The 17,907-nt window shown below is 54.3% G+C and carries 13 protein-coding genes; 6 read left to right on the top strand and 7 right to left on the bottom strand.

From position 1 onward, the window contains the following. Complete coding sequence (gene parE / locus FE848_RS09635) at positions 1-1,896, bottom strand: DNA topoisomerase IV subunit B (RefSeq protein ID WP_200202588.1); 1,896 nt, start codon at positions 1,894-1,896, stop codon at positions 1-3. A 221-nt stretch (positions 1,897-2,117) separates the two neighbouring features. Between parE and FE848_RS09640 the strand changes: the two genes are divergently transcribed. Genes FE848_RS09640 through torD form a run of 4 tightly spaced genes read left to right on the top strand, consistent with a single transcriptional unit; the run spans position 2,118 to position 6,707 of the window. Further along, the gene (locus tag FE848_RS09640; RefSeq protein ID WP_200202589.1) at positions 2,118-2,309 is read left to right on the top strand and encodes a periplasmic nitrate reductase, NapE protein; all 192 of its coding nucleotides are present in this window, start codon (positions 2,118-2,120) and stop codon (positions 2,307-2,309) included. A gap of 58 nt (positions 2,310-2,367) precedes the next feature. Then, entirely contained in the window at positions 2,368-3,555 is a 1,188-nt protein-coding gene (gene torC / locus FE848_RS09645) for a pentaheme c-type cytochrome TorC (protein WP_200202590.1), read from the top strand. 15 nt (positions 3,556-3,570) lie between these two features. Continuing rightward, positions 3,571-6,039, top strand: a complete 2,469-nt coding sequence (torA, locus tag FE848_RS09650; RefSeq protein WP_200202591.1) for a trimethylamine-N-oxide reductase TorA — start codon at positions 3,571-3,573, stop codon at positions 6,037-6,039. Next, the gene (gene torD, locus FE848_RS09655; protein ID WP_200202592.1) at positions 6,036-6,707 is read left to right on the top strand and encodes a molecular chaperone TorD; all 672 of its coding nucleotides are present in this window, start codon (positions 6,036-6,038) and stop codon (positions 6,705-6,707) included. The genes torA and torD overlap by 4 nt, the downstream gene beginning before the upstream one ends. Here the strand turns inward: torD and FE848_RS09660 are convergent. From FE848_RS09660 to FE848_RS09685, 6 genes are all read right to left on the bottom strand, one after another. Continuing rightward, positions 6,696-7,214 carry a protease complex subunit PrcB family protein gene (locus FE848_RS09660; RefSeq protein WP_200202593.1) on the bottom strand — a complete coding sequence of 173 codons (519 nt, stop codon included), beginning with the start codon at positions 7,212-7,214 and terminating at the stop codon, positions 6,696-6,698. The two genes, torD and FE848_RS09660, sit on opposite strands and share 12 nt — an antisense overlap. Beyond that, a complete protein-coding gene (locus FE848_RS09665; protein WP_200202594.1) occupies positions 7,211-9,841 on the bottom strand; it encodes a S8 family serine peptidase in 2,631 nt (876 codons plus the stop codon). The genes FE848_RS09660 and FE848_RS09665 overlap by 4 nt, the downstream gene beginning before the upstream one ends. Positions 9,842-9,957: 116 nt before the next feature. Continuing rightward, a complete protein-coding gene (locus tag FE848_RS09670) occupies positions 9,958-12,009 on the bottom strand; it encodes a TRAP transporter large permease subunit (RefSeq protein WP_200202595.1) in 2,052 nt (683 codons plus the stop codon). 15 nt (positions 12,010-12,024) lie between these two features. Next, a complete protein-coding gene (locus FE848_RS09675) occupies positions 12,025-13,035 on the bottom strand; it encodes a putative solute-binding protein (RefSeq protein WP_200202596.1) in 1,011 nt (336 codons plus the stop codon). A gap of 74 nt (positions 13,036-13,109) precedes the next feature. Further along, positions 13,110-14,171, bottom strand: a complete 1,062-nt coding sequence (locus FE848_RS09680; protein WP_200202597.1) for a hypothetical protein — start codon at positions 14,169-14,171, stop codon at positions 13,110-13,112. A 272-nt stretch (positions 14,172-14,443) separates the two neighbouring features. After that, complete coding sequence (locus FE848_RS09685; RefSeq protein WP_200202598.1) at positions 14,444-15,058, bottom strand: TetR/AcrR family transcriptional regulator; 615 nt, start codon at positions 15,056-15,058, stop codon at positions 14,444-14,446. Positions 15,059-15,214: 156 nt separating this feature from the next. On the opposite strand from FE848_RS09685, the gene FE848_RS09690 reads away from it, so the two are divergent. Both FE848_RS09690 and FE848_RS09695 read left to right on the top strand, forming a co-directional pair. Then, entirely contained in the window at positions 15,215-17,011 is a 1,797-nt protein-coding gene (locus FE848_RS09690) for an acyclic terpene utilization AtuA family protein (protein WP_200202599.1), read from the top strand. A 23-nt stretch (positions 17,012-17,034) separates the two neighbouring features. Beyond that, positions 17,035-17,901, top strand: a complete 867-nt coding sequence (locus FE848_RS09695; RefSeq protein WP_200202600.1) for an SDR family oxidoreductase — start codon at positions 17,035-17,037, stop codon at positions 17,899-17,901. Positions 17,902-17,907 lie beyond the last annotated feature (6 nt).

Genomic DNA, 17,907 nt, shown 5'->3' on the forward strand with positions numbered 1-17,907 from the left:
CTAACCCCCAACATCCGCCATGTTGCCGTAGGCCTCCAGCCAGGCTCTCCGATCTGACGCCCGCTTCTTGCCCAGAAGCATGTCCATTCGGCTGTCTGTGTCGTCACCCTCTTCAATGGTCAGCATAACCAGACGACGAGTATCGGGTGCCATGGTGGTTTCGCGGAGTTGCAACGGGTTCATTTCACCCAGCCCTTTAAAGCGGGTTACCGAAATCTTGCCTTTGCGCTTCTCGGCTTCAATACGATCCAGTATTCCTTGTTTCTCATGCTCGTCGAGGGCATAAAAAGTTTCCTTACCAAGATCCACACGGTAAAGCGGTGGCATGGCGACAAACACATGGCCTGCAGCAACAACGGGCCTGAAATGCTTGAGGAACAGAGCGCACAACAAGGTTGCGATGTGCAGGCCATCAGAGTCAGCATCCGCAAGAATGCAGATTTTGTTATAACGCAGGCCCCCAAGCTGATCCGAGTTGGGGTCTACGCCTATGGCGACAGCAATGTCGTGGATCTCCTGGGAAGCCAGTATTTCGCTGGAATCTACTTCCCAAGTATTCAGGATTTTACCGCGCAATGGCATCACCGCCTGAAACTCACGATCGCGGGCCTGTTTTGCAGAGCCTCCAGCAGAATCCCCTTCAACCAGAAACAGTTCAGAGCGAGCGGTATCACCACCAGAGCAGTCCGCCAGCTTTCCCGGTAAAGCCGGGCCGGATGTTACTCTTTTACGGGCCACCTTCTTGCTGGCCTTGAGCCTGCGCTGGGCATTGCTGATAAACAACTCCGCCAGCACTTCAGCCACATCAGTATGTTGGTTCAGCCATAAGCTGAAGGCATCCTTGACTACACCGGAAATGAAACCTGCAGCCTCCCGCGACGACAAACGCTCTTTGGTCTGCCCTGAAAACTGCGGTTCTTGCATCTTGAAGGAAAGCACGTAAGCCGCTTTTTCCCAGATATCCTCGGGAGAGAGCTTGACGCCCCTTGGCAGCAAACTGCGGAACTCGCAAAATTCCCGCATGGCTTCGAGCAGCCCGGTACGCAGGCCGTTTACATGGGTGCCTCCCTGAATGGTTGGAATCAGGTTTACATAACTTTCCATGACCGCTTCGCCGCCTTCCGGAAGCCACTGAATAGCCCAGTCAACCGCTTCATTCTTACTGGAAAAACTCCCGATAAAGGGTTCCAGAGGAACCACCTCTACATCTACCAAGGCAGAGCGTAGATAATCACGAAGCCCCTCCTCGTAGAACCACTCATCTTTTTCGCCAGTTTTTTCCTGCGTAAAGGTTACTGTCAGGCTAGGGCAAAGCACCGCTTTGGCACGCAGGTTATGGCGCAGGCGGCTCACAGAAAAATTCGGGCTGTCGAAATACTTTGTATCCGGCGTGAATTTTATGCGTGTGCCTGTATTTCGCTTACCAACTGTGTCGATAACTTCCAGCTCAGTGGCCTTCTCGCCATTGGCAAAGGTCATGTGGTGGAGTTGGCCATCGCGTTTTACGCTGATTTCAAGATGTTTTGACAGTGCGTTAACTACCGACACCCCAACACCGTGCAAGCCACCTGAAAAGTTGTAGTTACCCTGGGAGAACTTACCGCCTGCATGTAACCGTGTCAGGATCAACTCAACGCCGGACAGCCCTTCTTCCTTGTGAAGGTCAACCGGCATACCCCGGCCATCGTCTTCAACACTCAAGGATCCGTCGGTATAAAGCACCACATCGATGCGGCGAGCGTGGCCAGCCAGAGCTTCATCCACACTGTTATCGATGACTTCCTGGGCCAGGTGATTCGGGCGACTGGTGTCTGTATACATACCAGGGCGCTTACGCACTGGATCCAGGCCACTCAGTACTTCAATGGCATCGGCGTTGTATTGTTGCTCACTCATAGGCTGGACGTGACTCCGCAGGAAGAAAAATTCGTTCCCATAGCTTATGGATTCGCGGCCAAAGATCAACGGCTGATTGCGGTTCCTGCACCAAGGCCATACTTTGGTGAAACAGTCACGACTCAACAATCACGGCGAATAAATGACAAATATCAACTACACTCCCCTGTTATAAGCGCAGAGTTGAAAGAGCATATAAATAATATAGAGGGAGTATGGTCATGGGCGATCAGCCTGTTACTTCGGCAACGACCGATGAAGATGGTGCACCAATAACCAAAGCCCGGGAGTGGCGGGCTCTATTAATGGTGACTTTTGTAATCCTGCCAGCAACCTCCGTTGCCGTTGTGGGTGGCTATGGTTTTGCTGTTTGGATTGGACAAATGTTCTTCGGTCCCCCTGGCCACCCATGAATCCAACCACCAACCACTTCGGTTACAAACTACAAAAATCTGACTCGGGCAGAACCTCATGTTAAAGCGCATAAAATCCTTTTGGCGAATTCTCAACCGCCCGCCAGTCCACATCAGCTTGGGGCTGGTCATCATTACTGGTTTCGTTGCCGGTATTATCTTTTGGGGCGGCTTCAACACAGCTCTGGAGGTAACCAACACCGAAGCCTTTTGCATCAGTTGTCATGAAATGAAAGACAACGTTTATGAAGAGCTGAAGGACACTGTGCACTATGAAAACCGAACGGGGGTTCGCGCTACCTGCCCTGATTGCCATGTTCCGCACAACTGGACAGATAAGATTGCGCGGAAAATGCAAGCCAGTAAAGAGGTGTGGGGCGCCATCTTTGGCACCATCAACACCCCCGAAAAGTTCGAAGCCAAACGCCTGGAGCTTGCCCAGCATGAGTGGGCCAGGTTTTCGGCCAACAATTCGCTGGAATGCCGCAACTGTCACGATTACGACAGCATGGACTGGGACAAGATGGGCGACGAAGCCCGCCGTTTCATGAAGCCCGCTGCTGAACGCAACCAAAGCTGCCTCGATTGCCACAAAGGTATTGCGCACAATTTGCCCAAAGAGATGAACACCGGAGTTGACCCGGCACTTGCACGCTTGATGGAGCAGGCAGCTGGCGCGCGCCTGTCAACCGGAGAAACCTATTACACGGTCACATCAGTTGATCTTTACACAGACCCCGAACTACAGAACCTGGCTGGCTACCTAGATCCTGCCTCGTCTGTAAACCTGATTAGCACCAAAGGTGATGCTCTGGAAGTTCAGGTGTCTGGATGGCGCAAACAGAAAGGTTTCGGCCGCATCATGTACGAAGGCTTCGGCCTTAACGTAGCCAGTGCGGTTCTCGAAAAAGATGTTGCCACTGACGACGCCCGTTTCGATGTGGGCGAAAACAAAGTGGACGATTTAACAGGCCTCTCCTGGGAGCAGGCAGACATTACCTTGTGGGCGAAAAAGGGCGGTCTTCTCCCAGATCGTGATGCGCTCTGGGGCTATGCTGACCAGACATATTCCGATGGCTGCAGCGTTTGCCATGGCGAGCCCGCACCTGCACATTTTGACGCCAACACCTGGCCAGCAATGTTCTCTGGCATGGTCGGTTTCACCAATATGAACGCAGAGACCCAAGCGCTGGTACTGAAGTACCTGCAGCTGCACTCTTCCGATTTTGCTGAGAACGCACACTGACTTTTGAGGCATACCATGGCGATTACACGCAGACAATTTATGCAAGGACTGGCCTCCGTATCAGCAGGGGCCATGCTCGGCCCGGGCCTGTTAATGCGGGCAGCCGAAGCTGCCGTATCTGCTGAGGGGTCCTGGAAAACCACCGGCTCACACTGGGGCGCTATCAAGGCACTGGTGAAAGGCGGCAAGGTTGCTGAAATCAAGCCGTTTGAGCAGGACAAGTACCCGACTGAGATGATCAAAGGCGTGATGGGTGTTATCTACAACCCTTCCCGCATTCGATACCCCATGGCCCGGATCGATTGGCTGAAGAATCGCGAGAACAGCGACCGCACTCAGCGTGGCGACAACCGCTTTGTGCGACTGACCTGGGACGAAGCCCTTGATCTGTTTTATGAAGAGCTGGAGCGGGTGCAAACCACCCACGGCCCGGCTGCCCTGCACCACTCCACCGGATGGCGTCAGACCGGACAGGTGCACAGCTGCGGTAACCACATGGCTCGAGCCCTCGGCATGCATGGCAACTCAGTCGCAACAATTGGCGACTACTCCACCGGCGCTGCCCAGGGCATTCTGCCCTATGTTTTAGGCTCTACTGAAGTTTACAGCCAGGGCACATCCTGGCCGCTGATTCTGGATAACAGTAAAACCATCATTCTGTGGGCCAATGACCCGGTCAAAAACCTGCAGGTTGGCTGGAACTGCGAAACCCACGAATCCTACGAGTATCTGGAACAACTGAAAGGCAAGGTTGCCGACGGTAGTATCCGTGTAATCAGCGTCGACCCGGTTCGCTCCAAGACCCAAAACTATCTGGGCTGCGAGCAGCTATACGTCAATCCGATGACCGACGTACCCTTCATGCTGGGCATCGCCCACACTTTGTATAGTGAAAACCTCTACGACAAGAAGTTCATCGAAACCTACGCGCTGGGCTTCAAAGACTTCATTGACTATGTGATGGGCGAAACCGACGACAAGGTTGAGAAAACCCCGGCCTGGGCGTCAGCCATTTGCGGGATAGATGAAGACAAAATTCGTGAGTTTGCCCGCCTGCTGGCTTCGGATCGCACACAGCTTCTCTTTGGCTGGGCGGTTCAGCGTCAACAGCATGGCGAGCAGCCTTACTGGATGGGTGCTGTTATCGCCACCATGCTCGGCCAGATTGGCTTGCCAGGCGGCGGCATCAGCTACGCCCACCACTACAGCTCAATCGGAGTATCTGCCTCGGGTGCCAGTGCGCCAGGAGCCTTCCCGCGCAACATTGATGCGGGTAAAGAGCCCAAACACCCAAGCATGGATTACAAAGGTGCAAGCAGCACCATTCCGATTGCGCGTTGGGTTGACAGCATTCTGTCTCCGGGAGAGAAAATCGAATACAACGGCAGCGAAGTCACCTACCCCGAAATTCGTATGGTGGTCTTCAGTGGTTGTAACCCATGGCATCGCCATCAGGATCGAAACCGCATGAAGAAGGCTTATCGCAAGCTGGAGACTGCGGTTACCATCGATTTTGCGTGGAACGCCACCTGCCGCTTCTCGGATTTGGTGTTGCCCGCATGTACACAGTTTGAACGCAACGATATCGATATTTACGGCTCCTACAGCAACCGCGGCCTGCTGGCCATGCATAAGCTGGTGGACCCTTTGTTCCATTCGCGCACGGATTTCGACATATTCACAGAACTCTGCCGCCGCTTTGGTCGCCATGAAGAATACCGTCGCAGCATGGACGAAGGTCAGTGGCTGCGCCATCTATACAATGCCTGCCGGGATGAAAACCAGAAAGCCGGCTTCAAAATGCCGGAATTCGAAGAGTTCTGGGAAGCTGGCTATGTCGACTTTGGGGCTGGCAAGCCTTGGGTGCGGCACGCAGATTTCCGGGAAGACCCGGAACTGAACGCGCTGGGTACTCCTTCCGGTTTTATTGAAATCAGTAGCCGAAAAATCGGCCGCTACGGCTATGACGACTGCAAGGCCTATCCCAGCTGGATGGAGAAAGCCGAGAGATCACACGGTGGCCCGGGCTCTGACAAGTTCCCCTTGTGGCTGCAATCAGTGCATCCGGACAACCGCCTGCACTCACAAATGTGCGAATCGGAAGAGTTCCGTGCCACTTATACTGTTCAGGGGCGTGAACCCGTATTTATGGGCCCGGAAGATGCAAAAGCCCGAGGCATAGCAGACGGCGATCTGGTGCGCGTGTTCAACGACCGTGGCCAATTGCTGGCTGGCGCAGTAGTCTCCGACAACTTCCCGCCCGGCGTAATCCGTATTCAGGAAGGCGCGTGGTACGGCCCGGAAGATGCCAGTATCGGTTCACTGGACACATACGGCGACCCCAACACCCTGACCATGGACATAGGCACCTCACGGTTGTCCCAGGCTACCAGTGCCAATACTTGCCTGGTTGATATGGAGAAGTTCAAGGGAGCTGCACCGGCAGTCACCTCGTTTGGCGGCCCTATTGAGGTCGAAGTATGAATGCAGACTGGCGCCATCCTGCGCTCTGCAACTGGTTTGCTGGCCTGTTTGCGGTCGAGCTGACCCAGGAGCAGTTACTGGCGTACCAACGGGGGGAAGGCGATGCCGTCCTCTCCTCGCTGGCAGAGCTGCCGGGGCTTGCCAGTGCTGTTCAACGGCTACGCAACGCATTTACCGGCCTGACTCTGCTATCACACTCGCGATTGGAACTGGCGGCAGATTTCGCCGCCATGTTCCTGATGGATGGGCAAAACAGCGCCCCTCCTTATGCGTCTTTTTACAGCTCTGAGGGCAATCGGTTTTTTGCTGAGCCGCAGGAACGCATGCAGGAACGGCTGGCCGCAAGCCAGCAAGAAGTTTCGGCAGACTTCCGGGAGCCATCCGACCACCTATCAGTGATGCTTGAATATCTGGGTGAAGGATTCGACGCCTTTCTGAACAAAGCAGAAAAGCCCGAATCCGGGCCTACTCTGGATCAGATAAAAGCCTTTATTGAAGAAGAGCTGCTGAACTGGCTGCCTGCATTTGCGGCGCGCTGCGAGAAGGTTAGTACCGTTAGCGATCTATACCCTGCTTTAGCGGTTCTACTTCTTGAGTTCTTGAAGGGTTTACCGGCGCTGGACGAAACGCCGATAAATATTGCAGAAAAAGCCGTCTCAGGGCGCTAAAACCAAATCCTTGTCCCGAATGCCTGACACCCGGATTTCCGGCCAGTCATGCGCTGGAACCGCCACCACCACACAGGCCGACGTAATAACCTGAGTGGTCATGGTTCCCGGCGCCGGAGAGCGAACGGCAACAGCAAGCCGTAGCGGGCTTCCGGTGCCCTCAGCTTTCGCCGAAACCAGGCTGACACTGTAGCCGCCCGTTGGCTTTTCGCCCAAGGTAATAAACAGCAGATGTTCCTTTTCAAGGTCCACCTGTCGCAGCTGCTGGACGGCTATATTCTGAGCCGGCAGATCGAGTAACTGCTGTAATCGTTCGGGGGTCTGAACATAGGCCAGTCCGGGGCCACTCAGGCCGCAATGGGCGGACTGGATAACCTGCCGAGCCAAAAGCTCATCGGGCCCCGTTTCAATAACGTCTGAAGATGCACATCCCGCAGCCAACAAATACCCTGTCAGCAAAGTAACCAACGGCGCTCCTGCCAGCACCTTTCTGAATACTGCTATCAACGTTCAACTCCGATTTTTTTGGGTGCAGCCACGCCATGCGAATGTGGCATTTTCAGTTTGTAACCGGTAAATCCGGGACGAGGCAGTACATCAGGTGTTGCTGTGGAAATAGTTGGGCGAAAATAGCCTGTCGCCATACGGATATCCTTCAGATCGGTATTCTCATCGACAGTAATCACCTCTCGCATGCCGGTGACCGGGTACTCTGCACATGCCTCTCCCGACTGGCAAATAATACCGTCATTATCCAGATCTGAGCCTGCGACCAGATAGTAATCGCCTGGGGGCACATCCGCAAAGCTTGCGCCCTGCGTTCCGTCATTCAGACGAAAACCAAACTGATAGGTTCCATTTACGGCAGTCATGGAAACCTGAGCAGCGGCTTCAAGCTGACCTTGTTCATTGGGCTCAGTGTATACCAGCAATACAAAGTGCCTTCCCGCATTGCGTGCATTTTCATCCGTTACCAGCTCAGCCACCACAGGAATGTGAAGAACTCTGGTGCTATCGGTTGTGTAGTTCACCTCCAGACTGGTGCGTACCGGAACATCCTCTTCGAGTGCCTGCTCATTAAGCGTCACTGTAATTGAAAATGGCCGCACCGCCGAAAGGGTCACATCAAGCCATGCCGGGCTCGCTATGGCCGGATTAATCACCAGATTATTGGTTTGGTCACCCAGCACCAGCAACTCAACAGTCTGAGATAGCCTTGTTTCCGACGACAGGCTGATTGCCGCAGGCGACGCGGACAGTATGGTAATAGAGGGATTATCGATGGCAGCCAATACCGCCTTGGCCGAATCGATAGTGCCGTACCCGAGGGCACCTGACCTGCCGCCGGGAACAGGCGTGGTGAGCTGACCTCCTGCAAGCCAGGAAACCAATGTTCCAGTATTGAGATCTGGCTTGAGGCTCTTCATGAGGGCAAAAACACCCGCAACATGCGGAGCCGCCATAGAAGTACCCTGCAGCCCTGTATAATCCGGCTCAAACCCGTCGGGGCCAAGACTAGCACTGGAGCTGATAACCAGATCAGCCAAGCCATCTAGGTTTGCATCCCTGCGCACATCGCCTCCGGGAGCTGCAAGATCAATCCAGGGGCCAAAATTGGAGTAACCGGCGAGGCTGCCACCAGCATCCACTGCGCTTACAGAAAACACACCCTCCGCAGCAGCTGGATAGGCTGGGGAAGAGCTTGCCTGGTTGCCAGCCGCAGCCACCACAATCACGCCATTAGCGACAACTTCATCAATAGCGTTCTGCAACGCGGGTATTTCGGGCAAACCGCCAAGACTTAAATTAATGATGTCTGCCTTCACCGGTGTGCCAGCACCAACCCAGCGGATCGCATTAATCAGGTCCGTGGATGATCCTATACCACCTTCCCCCAAAACCCTGACTGGAAGCAGTTCGGCGCCAAAGGCTACGCCCGTTCCACCGAGCTGGTTCGTGGCATTGGCAACGACCGTGCCTGCGACGTGAGTCCCATGAAACACGTTGTTACCCGCAGCATTGCCTGGATCCCTCGGGTCACCATCCCGGCCGGGCGGGACATCATTGTCGAATTCTGCTGATACGAAGTCTGCTCCGGCAGGTATCTGGATAACAACATTGGCTGCTATATCCGGGTGCCAGCCCCGCCCGTCTCTGAACAGCCCAGTATCAAGCACCGCCACTTTAACGCCGGCGCCTCCACCGGGAACAAGCTGCCATGCAGCAGGCAAATTGATCAGGTCATAATGCCACTGTTTGGGATATAGGGGCTCATTCATGGGGCTTTGAGCCGACACTATATAGTCAGGTGTCGCACTCACAACTCCGGGCTGTTGTCTCAGCGTATCAATCCAGTCAAGAGTATTCTGTTCGTTTGCTGATTGCCTGGACATACGACTGGCGGGCATAGTTACCAGCCAATGCTGATGATCCAGTGCCCGGATTACATTGCCCGCAACCTGGTTAGATGCAGACATGGGTGTGCCTGCATAATCAGCCATGGCAACAACAGCTCTTCCTGGAACAAAGGCGTGCCCGGGCCAGTCAAGGTTCAATGCCAAAGACTGCGCACCGGCTGTTTTCGAAAGTACATAACGGACTGGCGGAGGGTCAAAATCATCTGCAGAAACCACCACAAGATAGTCGCCCGCCTCCTCCGTGGCTGGCAGACTGACGCTGGCAGAAAACATCTTGTTAATCGGGTCCGTTGTCTGCGATTCCAGCTCTGTCCCATCCAGACGGCGTAGCGCCAGTGTTACCAGAGGCCCGCCAGCCATCTCACTGAAGGTGCGCAGTGACAAACGCTCTCCCGGCTCAAATGGCACCCGAAACTGATCCTCCGGGTCCTTCGGGAAATCATCAAAAGGACTATTGGTGCCGCGGGACTCGTCCCTAAAGCTTACATACCCAGCGAGAATAAAGGAGGCAGGCAGCAACTGGGGCTCCGTCAACGGGAGTTCGCCAAGAACGAGGCCATCTGCAGTGTCAGCGTCAACCCGTGTGTTGGCCTCAACACCTATGGTGCCAGCTAAAACAATCCTCGCCGGCGGAAGCAATACATCGCTGCCTCCATCTCCACTTTCACCAGAGGGAGATGATCCTCCACAGGCGCCAAGGATTAGCGAGAACGCCAAAGCGGTAGCAATCCTATTAGCTCTATAAACCATAACGCCCGCTCCGAATCGCAATTCAATGAGACATGCTTCCTCTCATTGTAGTTCGAATTCAGAGCGGGGTTTCCCAACTTGATCTACAGGGCGTAAAACAACATCGGAACAAACGCTACCAACAGCAGCGTCGGCCCCATTACGGCTATAGGCAACAGTAATCGCTCGTAGCGATGCCAGAAAGAACCAACACGCTCCGCTGCCAACACTTCGCTCTCCCCCACAACCTGTCGGGTAAGCAAGTGGTTCAGAGCCACTGGCGGGCTGAGATACCCCAGCTCAAATGCTACCAGGCAAACAATCCAGAAGTGCAATGGGTCAATACCCAACTGTATCGCCGGTTGTGCAACGGTTGCCGACACCAGTATGACGGCACCAAATGGGTCCATCACCATGCCGATGACCGTCAACAGAAGCACAATCACGAGCATCGCAAGCCATGGACTGGTCAGATGCTCCGGGAACAGAGTATGAACAATGTCAGACCGCTCAAGAATGCCTCCAAGGCAAATAGAGAAGCCGATCAAGGCCAGCAGAGCACCAATGTGCACGGCCGAATCACTGGCTGCCGCGCAGCTTCGTCCCCAGAATGCCTGTATGCGGGACTCGTTGTCTTCACGACTGCTGCTATCGGCATCCAGGAATACCAGCGCAAGCATCACCAACGGCAGGATCATTGGTGCACTGTACTCGTTGAACGACAACCCCAGAACCACATAAATGGTGAATATGACAGCCACAGCCAGGGCCACATAGGGCATCAGGGGTTTGAGCTGTTGCAACGAGGCCCTGAAAGCACCCGGAGCCGGGCGAGGCCGCCAGTTGCCTTCCGTTTTACATACGATGATTGAGAACAAAGAGGCAGACATAATAAACACCCAGAAGCCCCAATCGTACATTTCGGTGGTGGTAACCTCCTTGTTCAGGGCCGCAACCACAACAATCAGCAAGCAGGGATTCAGTACAACGCCCAGGCTTCCCGACATGGCCGTGGTCGCGAGTGCCAGTTGCCGCCCTGCACCTGCCCGGCGCAACTCATCGTAAACCACGCCACCAACGGCAAGAATGAAAATACCGGATGCGCCGGTAAAAGCGGTCGGAAAGGCCGTCGCAAAGATAATGACTGAAGCCAGCATGGGTGCCGGCAAGTTGTACGGCTTGATTACGTTCAACAGCAACTCTGGCAAGCGAGTCTGTTTCAGAACCATACCCACCAGAACATAGAGACCGATGTTGATAAACATCGAAGACAGGTTGGACATCATGCCGAAGTAGATAGCGAGCCCAGACGCATAGCCATCTACAAAGAAAAAGTAGCCCATCGCAATCAGGCCCATGGTGCAATACAGCGGCACGACCAACCCCGAAGACAGCGTCAGCCCACCCGCTCTTATGTGCTCGGGCACTTTCAGAAAGCGCAGAGCATTGATCACCATGAACAGGCCAAACACGCCCGTCCAGGCATGCTGCAACATGGCTGTAGACTCAGCCCCGGGCGAGCTGGCGAGGCGGCCCAGATACGCATCCATGGAGAACACCATCATACCGTTCACCAGGAACTGCACGCCCTGACTCAGGCGCCACTCTGAGCGGTTTCTGGGAAGTCGCAGTGCAATATGATCGGCATCCAGAGCTGCCACGGCTGCTGCCATCGCAAAAATTGCGATGAACAGATATTTGGTCAGCTCAATATTATCCAGCAGGAAAGACGCCAAGCCCTGCTCAACCGTTTTGAACACGCCCAACGCGGGCGTAGCGTGCTCAAGATTGTTCTGGTACGCAGCATGGCTCTCCGCGCAAAGCGCCAAATTTCGCTCCAGCGATGTGCGGATAGCCTGGGGGTTAGGTGGGGAATCAAACAGATCGTCCGGATCTGGCTTATAAGCATCTACCCTCTTGCGGACTTCTGCCTCGACATCCATTTCCATACGACAGGAGGGCTCTACTGCATCCGGATTCAGCAGATAATAATTCGGCCATGTCTGCTCACCAACCCACAGCAGGCGGGAATGGAGGGAATTGCCCATTCCCAGAAGCAGGGTCACAAATAGCAGCAAGAGCAGTATGGCCCCGTGCACTTTATGCACGGGATACAGGGCTCTTGCGGCAGGGGCAGTTAATGCTTGCCAGTTCATGCCAATCCCGCCCTGTTATTCCCGGTTTTCCGAGGTGCATTCCGAAGCAGATGGATTGCTGGAACAGCGAATCTTGCTCAGCAGACTCAGCATTTTCGGGTGGTATACATCCGGTGCACCGTTCAAACCATCGCGCATTTCGATGCGGTTCTGGCGAAACATTTCCTGGTAACCTTCAACATCTTTTTCAGAAATGCGAACCCACTTATCTTCAGGAATGGCAGCTTCCTGCCGGCTAATCAGATTCATGGCTTGCGGGTACATATCCCAGGCTACCTGGCGGGATGCCTGCGCCGTTGCATCATCAAGAACACCCTCGCGAGCAATCACCTGAATAGTGAGCTGCGCCAATGGGTAATCCACAATGCCACCCTTTTCGCCAATGCCTTTGTAGAGTTCAAGCGCCTCATAGGCAAATGCAGGTGCGTAAGCTGTGTCAACCGAACCATTGTTGAACTTACCGGCAAAATTGGTGATATCTGAAGGCACAACCGTGGCTTTAATAAAGTTCACCATGTGTATTGCGTCTTTCTGATAGTCCAAAGTCGCCATACGCTTGCCCGCCAGATCGCCTGCAGTATCCATGCTGCGGTCGTTAACAAACAAATACCCTGCACCGGCGGGCACAATGCCCAAAACTTCATAACCATCCTGCTTCATAAGCGGTGCCGCTTTAGCTTGCGCCAATGTCGCTAGAAGGGTTTTAAGATCATCATAGCTGGGGATTGCACCAACAGCGCTAACGGTTCCCGTAAAGCGGTTAAATGGTCGGGTGCGTATGTCTGTGGCAGCAACTGCATCACACTGGCCGGCGTTGAAGTCGCCTACAGCAACACCCTCATCGGTATAGGGCTTCAGGTCGAAATCCACACCGTGAGACTTCATCTCCAGCGCATAGTCCTTAACCATATTGAACATATCACCGTTCGCACCAATCACATCGAAAACACACATTTTTACGGTTTGGGCCGAGGCGATGGGTGTGATGGCAGCGAGTGTCAGGGCTGTAAGGGATTTGCGGATCATAACAATCTCCGATTCATTCTTATGTTTATAGTGAGTTCAATAAGCGATCGAGCACATGCGCTGGAGCTGCCCGTTCAGAGCAAGCCCTCCAGGCTCATAATCTCAATGTTTTCGTTATTTTGTTCAGAGCTCATTTTTCCGAAGAACGCCTGCGGTGTACGGTAGCCATATTCAGCCGTCCAGTATTTGTCTGACGAAAACTGGATAATGTATTCAGCCACAAAATCAGCCAGGCGATACTTTTCCCACACCTCAATGGTGTCGTCAGCTTCCGCAAAACGGTGAATCACGTCAGCCAGAACATCTGTGCGTCCGAAGGTTTCTGCAGCAACAGCCTCAAGTGCCATCGACGCACGCATACCTGCTTTCACGCCCATAGCAGAACTGTTTTCGAGCACTTTCCAGGGGTCGGGGGAGAGTTCTGGACGGGTGTCTGGCAGCAACAGCCAAACCATGGCGCGAACGGCGTTGGGCAACCCACCTGTTTTTTCGTTATCAATACAGGTTGCCGCGCGCTCTGCCTGAGGGGCTATATTGCGCGGTATTCCCGCACGCGCACCTGAGTTGGCATCATTTACAACCGCTTGCAACCCGGTCAGCAATCCAAGCAGAAAGGTAATCTCGTCTTGCTCACTGAACAGAAACGGACATTCAAGGGGTTCTTTGGCAGGATCAAAATCGTAGGCCGCCATGGCTCTTTGGAAGGCGATCAACCGACGCTCTGCGGTGAGGGCGTACAAGCGCTTGGCTCGTTCACGGGCGTCTTTGGCTTGAGGCACATTACCTTCATAATCTGCCCGCAGGTAATCAAGCTCGGCTTCCCAGGCACGGTATTCCATGCAGTTGGCCGCCAACAGCATCAGCAACGATCCACTGGTATCCGGCGCATCATTGATCCGCGAAAAGGAGTAGATCAGGGGGTCAACACCCTCCCCAAGAGCACACGCCATTTTCGGGTCGGACATTTGCATAACGTAAGGAGTGGCTTCACTCTCAGCGTAATTCGCCAGCACAGTCCCAGTGACTTTGTGTATGGGGTTTGCCGAACACCCTGCAAACAATACTACCGTTGCCAGTAAAGCCAGTTTGTTGCGCGCCGCCACAAGACGACCTGCATACGTTGCCAATATGGACATGATTAAGTCACTCTGCTCTGCTTTGTTTTTATCTATGAGGAAGACAGTTGGTTCTGTCATTCCGGGAGCAAGAGTGCGTTGAAAGCTGTCCTACAAAAATGGCTCGTTTGCCGGCCTGCCCATGCTGATCAGGCCAATGGCCTGATCCGGACCGCTGTTTGATGAGATTTTTTGACTTAAAACAATAACTTCGAAAACGAACCTTCGCATGCATCCTGAAATTAATTTACTGACAAAATGCATGCTCTCACTAGAATCTGCCGATCCAGCCGCTAGCTCAAGCCAAGCATTGCCACCACTTGATCGGTTAAACCATCCTGGGTCAAGCCGCCACGATCCGGTCGATACCAGGTTACGGTCCAGCTCAGTGCGCCGGTTAGCATACGGCGCACCACAAAAGGATCCGCTTTAAGCGCACCCTCTTCTTTAACCCCACGTAGCACGTCCAGCCACAAAGCTTCGTATATGTCGCGAAGCTTCAGCACCTCTGCCCGGGAAGCTTCAGACAAACTGCGCCACTCGAATACCAGAACGGCCATCGCCTCCCCGGTCTGGCCATTAATAGATTCCAGCTCTGCGCTTATGAGCGCCCTCAGCTTCTCCCGATTGGATGTCGCCTTACTCATGGCTGCTTGCATCACGGCGGTGTTCAGCCTGATCGTTTCAACCATCACTGCTTTAAGAATTTCTTCTTTGGTACGGAAGTGATGAAAAAGGCTTCCCGACTGAATACCCACCGCAGCGGCAAGGTCTCTCACAGTGGTGCGTTCATAACCTTTTTCGCGGAACAAACGCGCGGCTTCCCGAAGCAGCCGTCCGCGGGCACTGTCTGATGCTGACACCAGGTTATCGGCGATGAGTGACTGAAGTATTTTTTCTTGATTCACGGGCGTATCCAGCGGCTTTACAAAGAATCTGCATTCTACCTTAGATTTGCCTGTTTACAAACCAAGCGCTTGCTTGGTATCGTCTTGTCAACGGTTCAACAGTTGCCGGCACATATTCTTGGTATTCACGGCAACACAGCTACAGGATGCACAGACATGACGAATTCACCGAAGACTATCCGGATCGGCTGTTCCTCCGCCTTCTGGGGCGACACTGAAACGGCCGCAGCGCAACTGGTTCACAAAGGTAATATTGATTACCTGGTCTCCGACTATTTGGCCGAGGTCACCATGTCGATCATGGCGGGCCAGAAGATGAAAGACCCAAGTCAGGGCTATGCGCGGGATTTTGTTGAAACTGTTATGGGGCCGCTTTTGGCCGACATCAAAGAGAAAGGAATTCGCGTACTGAGCAATGCTGGTGGCGTGAACCCGGTAGCCTGTCGTGATGCCTTGCAAGCCCTTTGCGAGAAAGCCGGTGTAGACATGAAAATTGCCCTGGTACTCGGGGATGACCTGCTTCCCCAGAAACAGGCCCTGAGCAAAGCTGGCATCACCGAAATGGCTACCGGTGCACCTATGCCCGCAATGATGGTTAGCCTGAACGCTTACCTTGGCGCATCTGGTTTGGCAGCTGCCCTGGACCAGGGTGCAGACATTGTTCTTACTGGCCGTGTGGTCGACAGTGCTTTGGTGCTTGCGCCTCTGGTTCACGAGTTCGGCTGGGACTGGAAAGACTACGACAAACTGGCGCAAGCCAGTCTCGCCGGTCACTTATTGGAGTGCGGAGCGCAATCTACCGGCGGCAATTTTACCGACTGGGAAGACGTTGCTGATGGATTCGCCGATATGGGCTTCCCCATTGCTGAAGTTAGCGCAAACGGCGAGTTCGTTGTTACCAAGCCGGAAGGCACTGGAGGCCTGGTAAGTCGTGGCACCGTTGCTGAGCAACTGGTTTACGAAATTGGCGATCCTCGCGCCTATTTACTACCCGATGTAACCTGCGACTTTACGGATGTTGAACTCATAGAAAGCGGGCCTGACCGTGTAACCGTTCGAGGCGCCCGCGGCTTGCCACCCACCGACAGCTACAAGGTATCTGGCACCTGGCCCGATGGCTTCAAATGCACAGCAACCTTCCTGCTTGCTGGCATTGACGCTCCTGAAAAAGCCCAAGCGGTAGCCGACGCCATCCTCACCAAAACCTCTCGCCTGTTCCAGGAGCGCGGCCTGGGTGACTACACCGAAACCAGTGTCGAACTGCTGGGCACGGAAACCACATACGGTAAGCAAGGTCGCGGCCATGGCAGCCGGGAAATCATCGTTAAAATCAGCGCTGCCCACCCAAAGAAAGGCGCGCTGGTGCTGTTCTCCCGAGAAATCGCGCAAGCCGCCACCGGCATGGCCCCGGGCCTGACCGGCATTGTGGGTGGGCGCCCATCCGTTTGGCCCAAAATCCGGCTCTATTCCTGCCTGGTTCCCAAGAGCGACGTTGCCGTCTCTGTTGACCTGAACGGCGAGGTAACCCCCGTTTCCATAGATACCGCAGGCGGCTTCCAGCCCGGCATGATCAAGGATCAAGCCCCGATTCAAGCCGCGTCGGCAACCGATACCACTGTGCCCCTGATTGACTTGGCTTGGGCACGCAGCGGCGATAAAGGTGACCACAGCAACATTGGCGTTATTGCTCGCAAGCCCGAGTTCGTTCCTTTTATTGCAGCCGCGCTGAGCGAAGAAGCCGTGGCCGAATGGATGGAGCACACGCTGAACCCGGAAAGCGGCAAGGTTACTCGCTGGACCCTACCCGGGCTCCACGCATTCAACTTCCTGCTGGAGCACAGTTTGGGTGGTGGTGGCGTTGCCAGCCTGCGCATTGATCCGCAGGGCAAAGCGTTTGCTCAGCAGTTGCTGGAATTTCCGGTGCCCGTTCCTGCCGGTCTAGCGGCCTCCTGAACAGTTAAGAAGGATTTGGAGTTATGAGCTATCAATCGGTTTTCCGCCCAGACCTATTCAAGGGCCAGACTTTTATCGTAACAGGTGGCGGTTCCGGCATCGGCCGCTGCACGGCCCACGAACTCGCATCTCTGGGCGCCAAAGTGGCGCTTGTCGGGCGCAAAGTCGAAAAAGTTGAAGCTGTAAAAGCAGAGATACTTGAAGACGGTGGCATTGCCTCAGCTCACGTGTGCGACATCCGTGAAGAAGAATCCGTTAAAGCCACGGTAAAAGCGATTATTGAAGAGCATGGCGGCCTAAACGGCGTAGTCAATAACGCTGGCGGCCAGTTCCCCTCTCCTCTGGCAGGAATCAACCAGAAAGGCTGGGAAACAGTTGTTCGCACTAACCTTACTGGCGGCTTTTTGATGGCGCGAGAGGCCTACACCCAGGCGCTATCAAAGACCGGCGGTTCCATCGTAAACATTGTGGCAGATATGTGGGGCGGCATGCCCGGCATGGGGCACTCAGGTGCAGCACGGGCTGGCATGGTTAACTTCACCCAGACAGCCGCCGTGGAATGGGGCACCTCTGGCGTTCGGGTGAATGCGGTAGCACCAGGCTGGATCGCTTCCAGCGGCATGGATAACTATCCCGAACACATGAAGCAATGGATTCGCAGCCTTGGCGATAATGTCCCCATCAAGCGGATGGGTACTGAATCTGAAATCAGTGCGGCAATCTGCTTCCTGCTGAGCCCCGGCGCCTCCTTCATCAGCGGCGACTGCCTGCGTATAGACGGTGCGGCATCCCAAGGTTCCCGGATATGGCCCCTGCCCAAAGCAAAAAACAATGAGCCCTTCAATGGCTTCCACCGGGCTGTAACGCCCAAAGTGCTCAGCGAGGATTGAGGATAC

Source organism: Marinobacter sp. 1-3A, assembly GCF_016597775.1.
Taxonomy (GTDB): Bacteria; Pseudomonadota; Gammaproteobacteria; order Pseudomonadales; family Oleiphilaceae; genus Marinobacter; species Marinobacter xiaoshiensis.

What these genes read in the sequence shown, in the direction of transcription:
- parE (WP_200202588.1), bottom strand. Translation starts at nt 1,896, where the DNA reads ATGAGTGAGCAACAATACAACGCCGATGCCATTGAAGTACTGAGTGGC.
- FE848_RS09640 (WP_200202589.1), top strand. Translation starts at nt 2,118, where the DNA reads ATGGGCGATCAGCCTGTTACTTCGGCAACGACCGATGAAGATGGTGCA.
- torC (WP_200202590.1), top strand. Translation starts at nt 2,368, where the DNA reads ATGTTAAAGCGCATAAAATCCTTTTGGCGAATTCTCAACCGCCCGCCA.
- torA (WP_200202591.1), top strand. Translation starts at nt 3,571, where the DNA reads ATGGCGATTACACGCAGACAATTTATGCAAGGACTGGCCTCCGTATCA.
- torD (WP_200202592.1), top strand. Translation starts at nt 6,036, where the DNA reads ATGAATGCAGACTGGCGCCATCCTGCGCTCTGCAACTGGTTTGCTGGC.
- FE848_RS09670 (WP_200202595.1), bottom strand. Translation starts at nt 12,009, where the DNA reads ATGAACTGGCAAGCATTAACTGCCCCTGCCGCAAGAGCCCTGTATCCC.
- FE848_RS09675 (WP_200202596.1), bottom strand. Translation starts at nt 13,035, where the DNA reads ATGATCCGCAAATCCCTTACAGCCCTGACACTCGCTGCCATCACACCC.
- FE848_RS09680 (WP_200202597.1), bottom strand. Translation starts at nt 14,171, where the DNA reads ATGTCCATATTGGCAACGTATGCAGGTCGTCTTGTGGCGGCGCGCAAC.
- FE848_RS09690 (WP_200202599.1), top strand. Translation starts at nt 15,215, where the DNA reads ATGACGAATTCACCGAAGACTATCCGGATCGGCTGTTCCTCCGCCTTC.
- FE848_RS09695 (WP_200202600.1), top strand. Translation starts at nt 17,035, where the DNA reads ATGAGCTATCAATCGGTTTTCCGCCCAGACCTATTCAAGGGCCAGACT.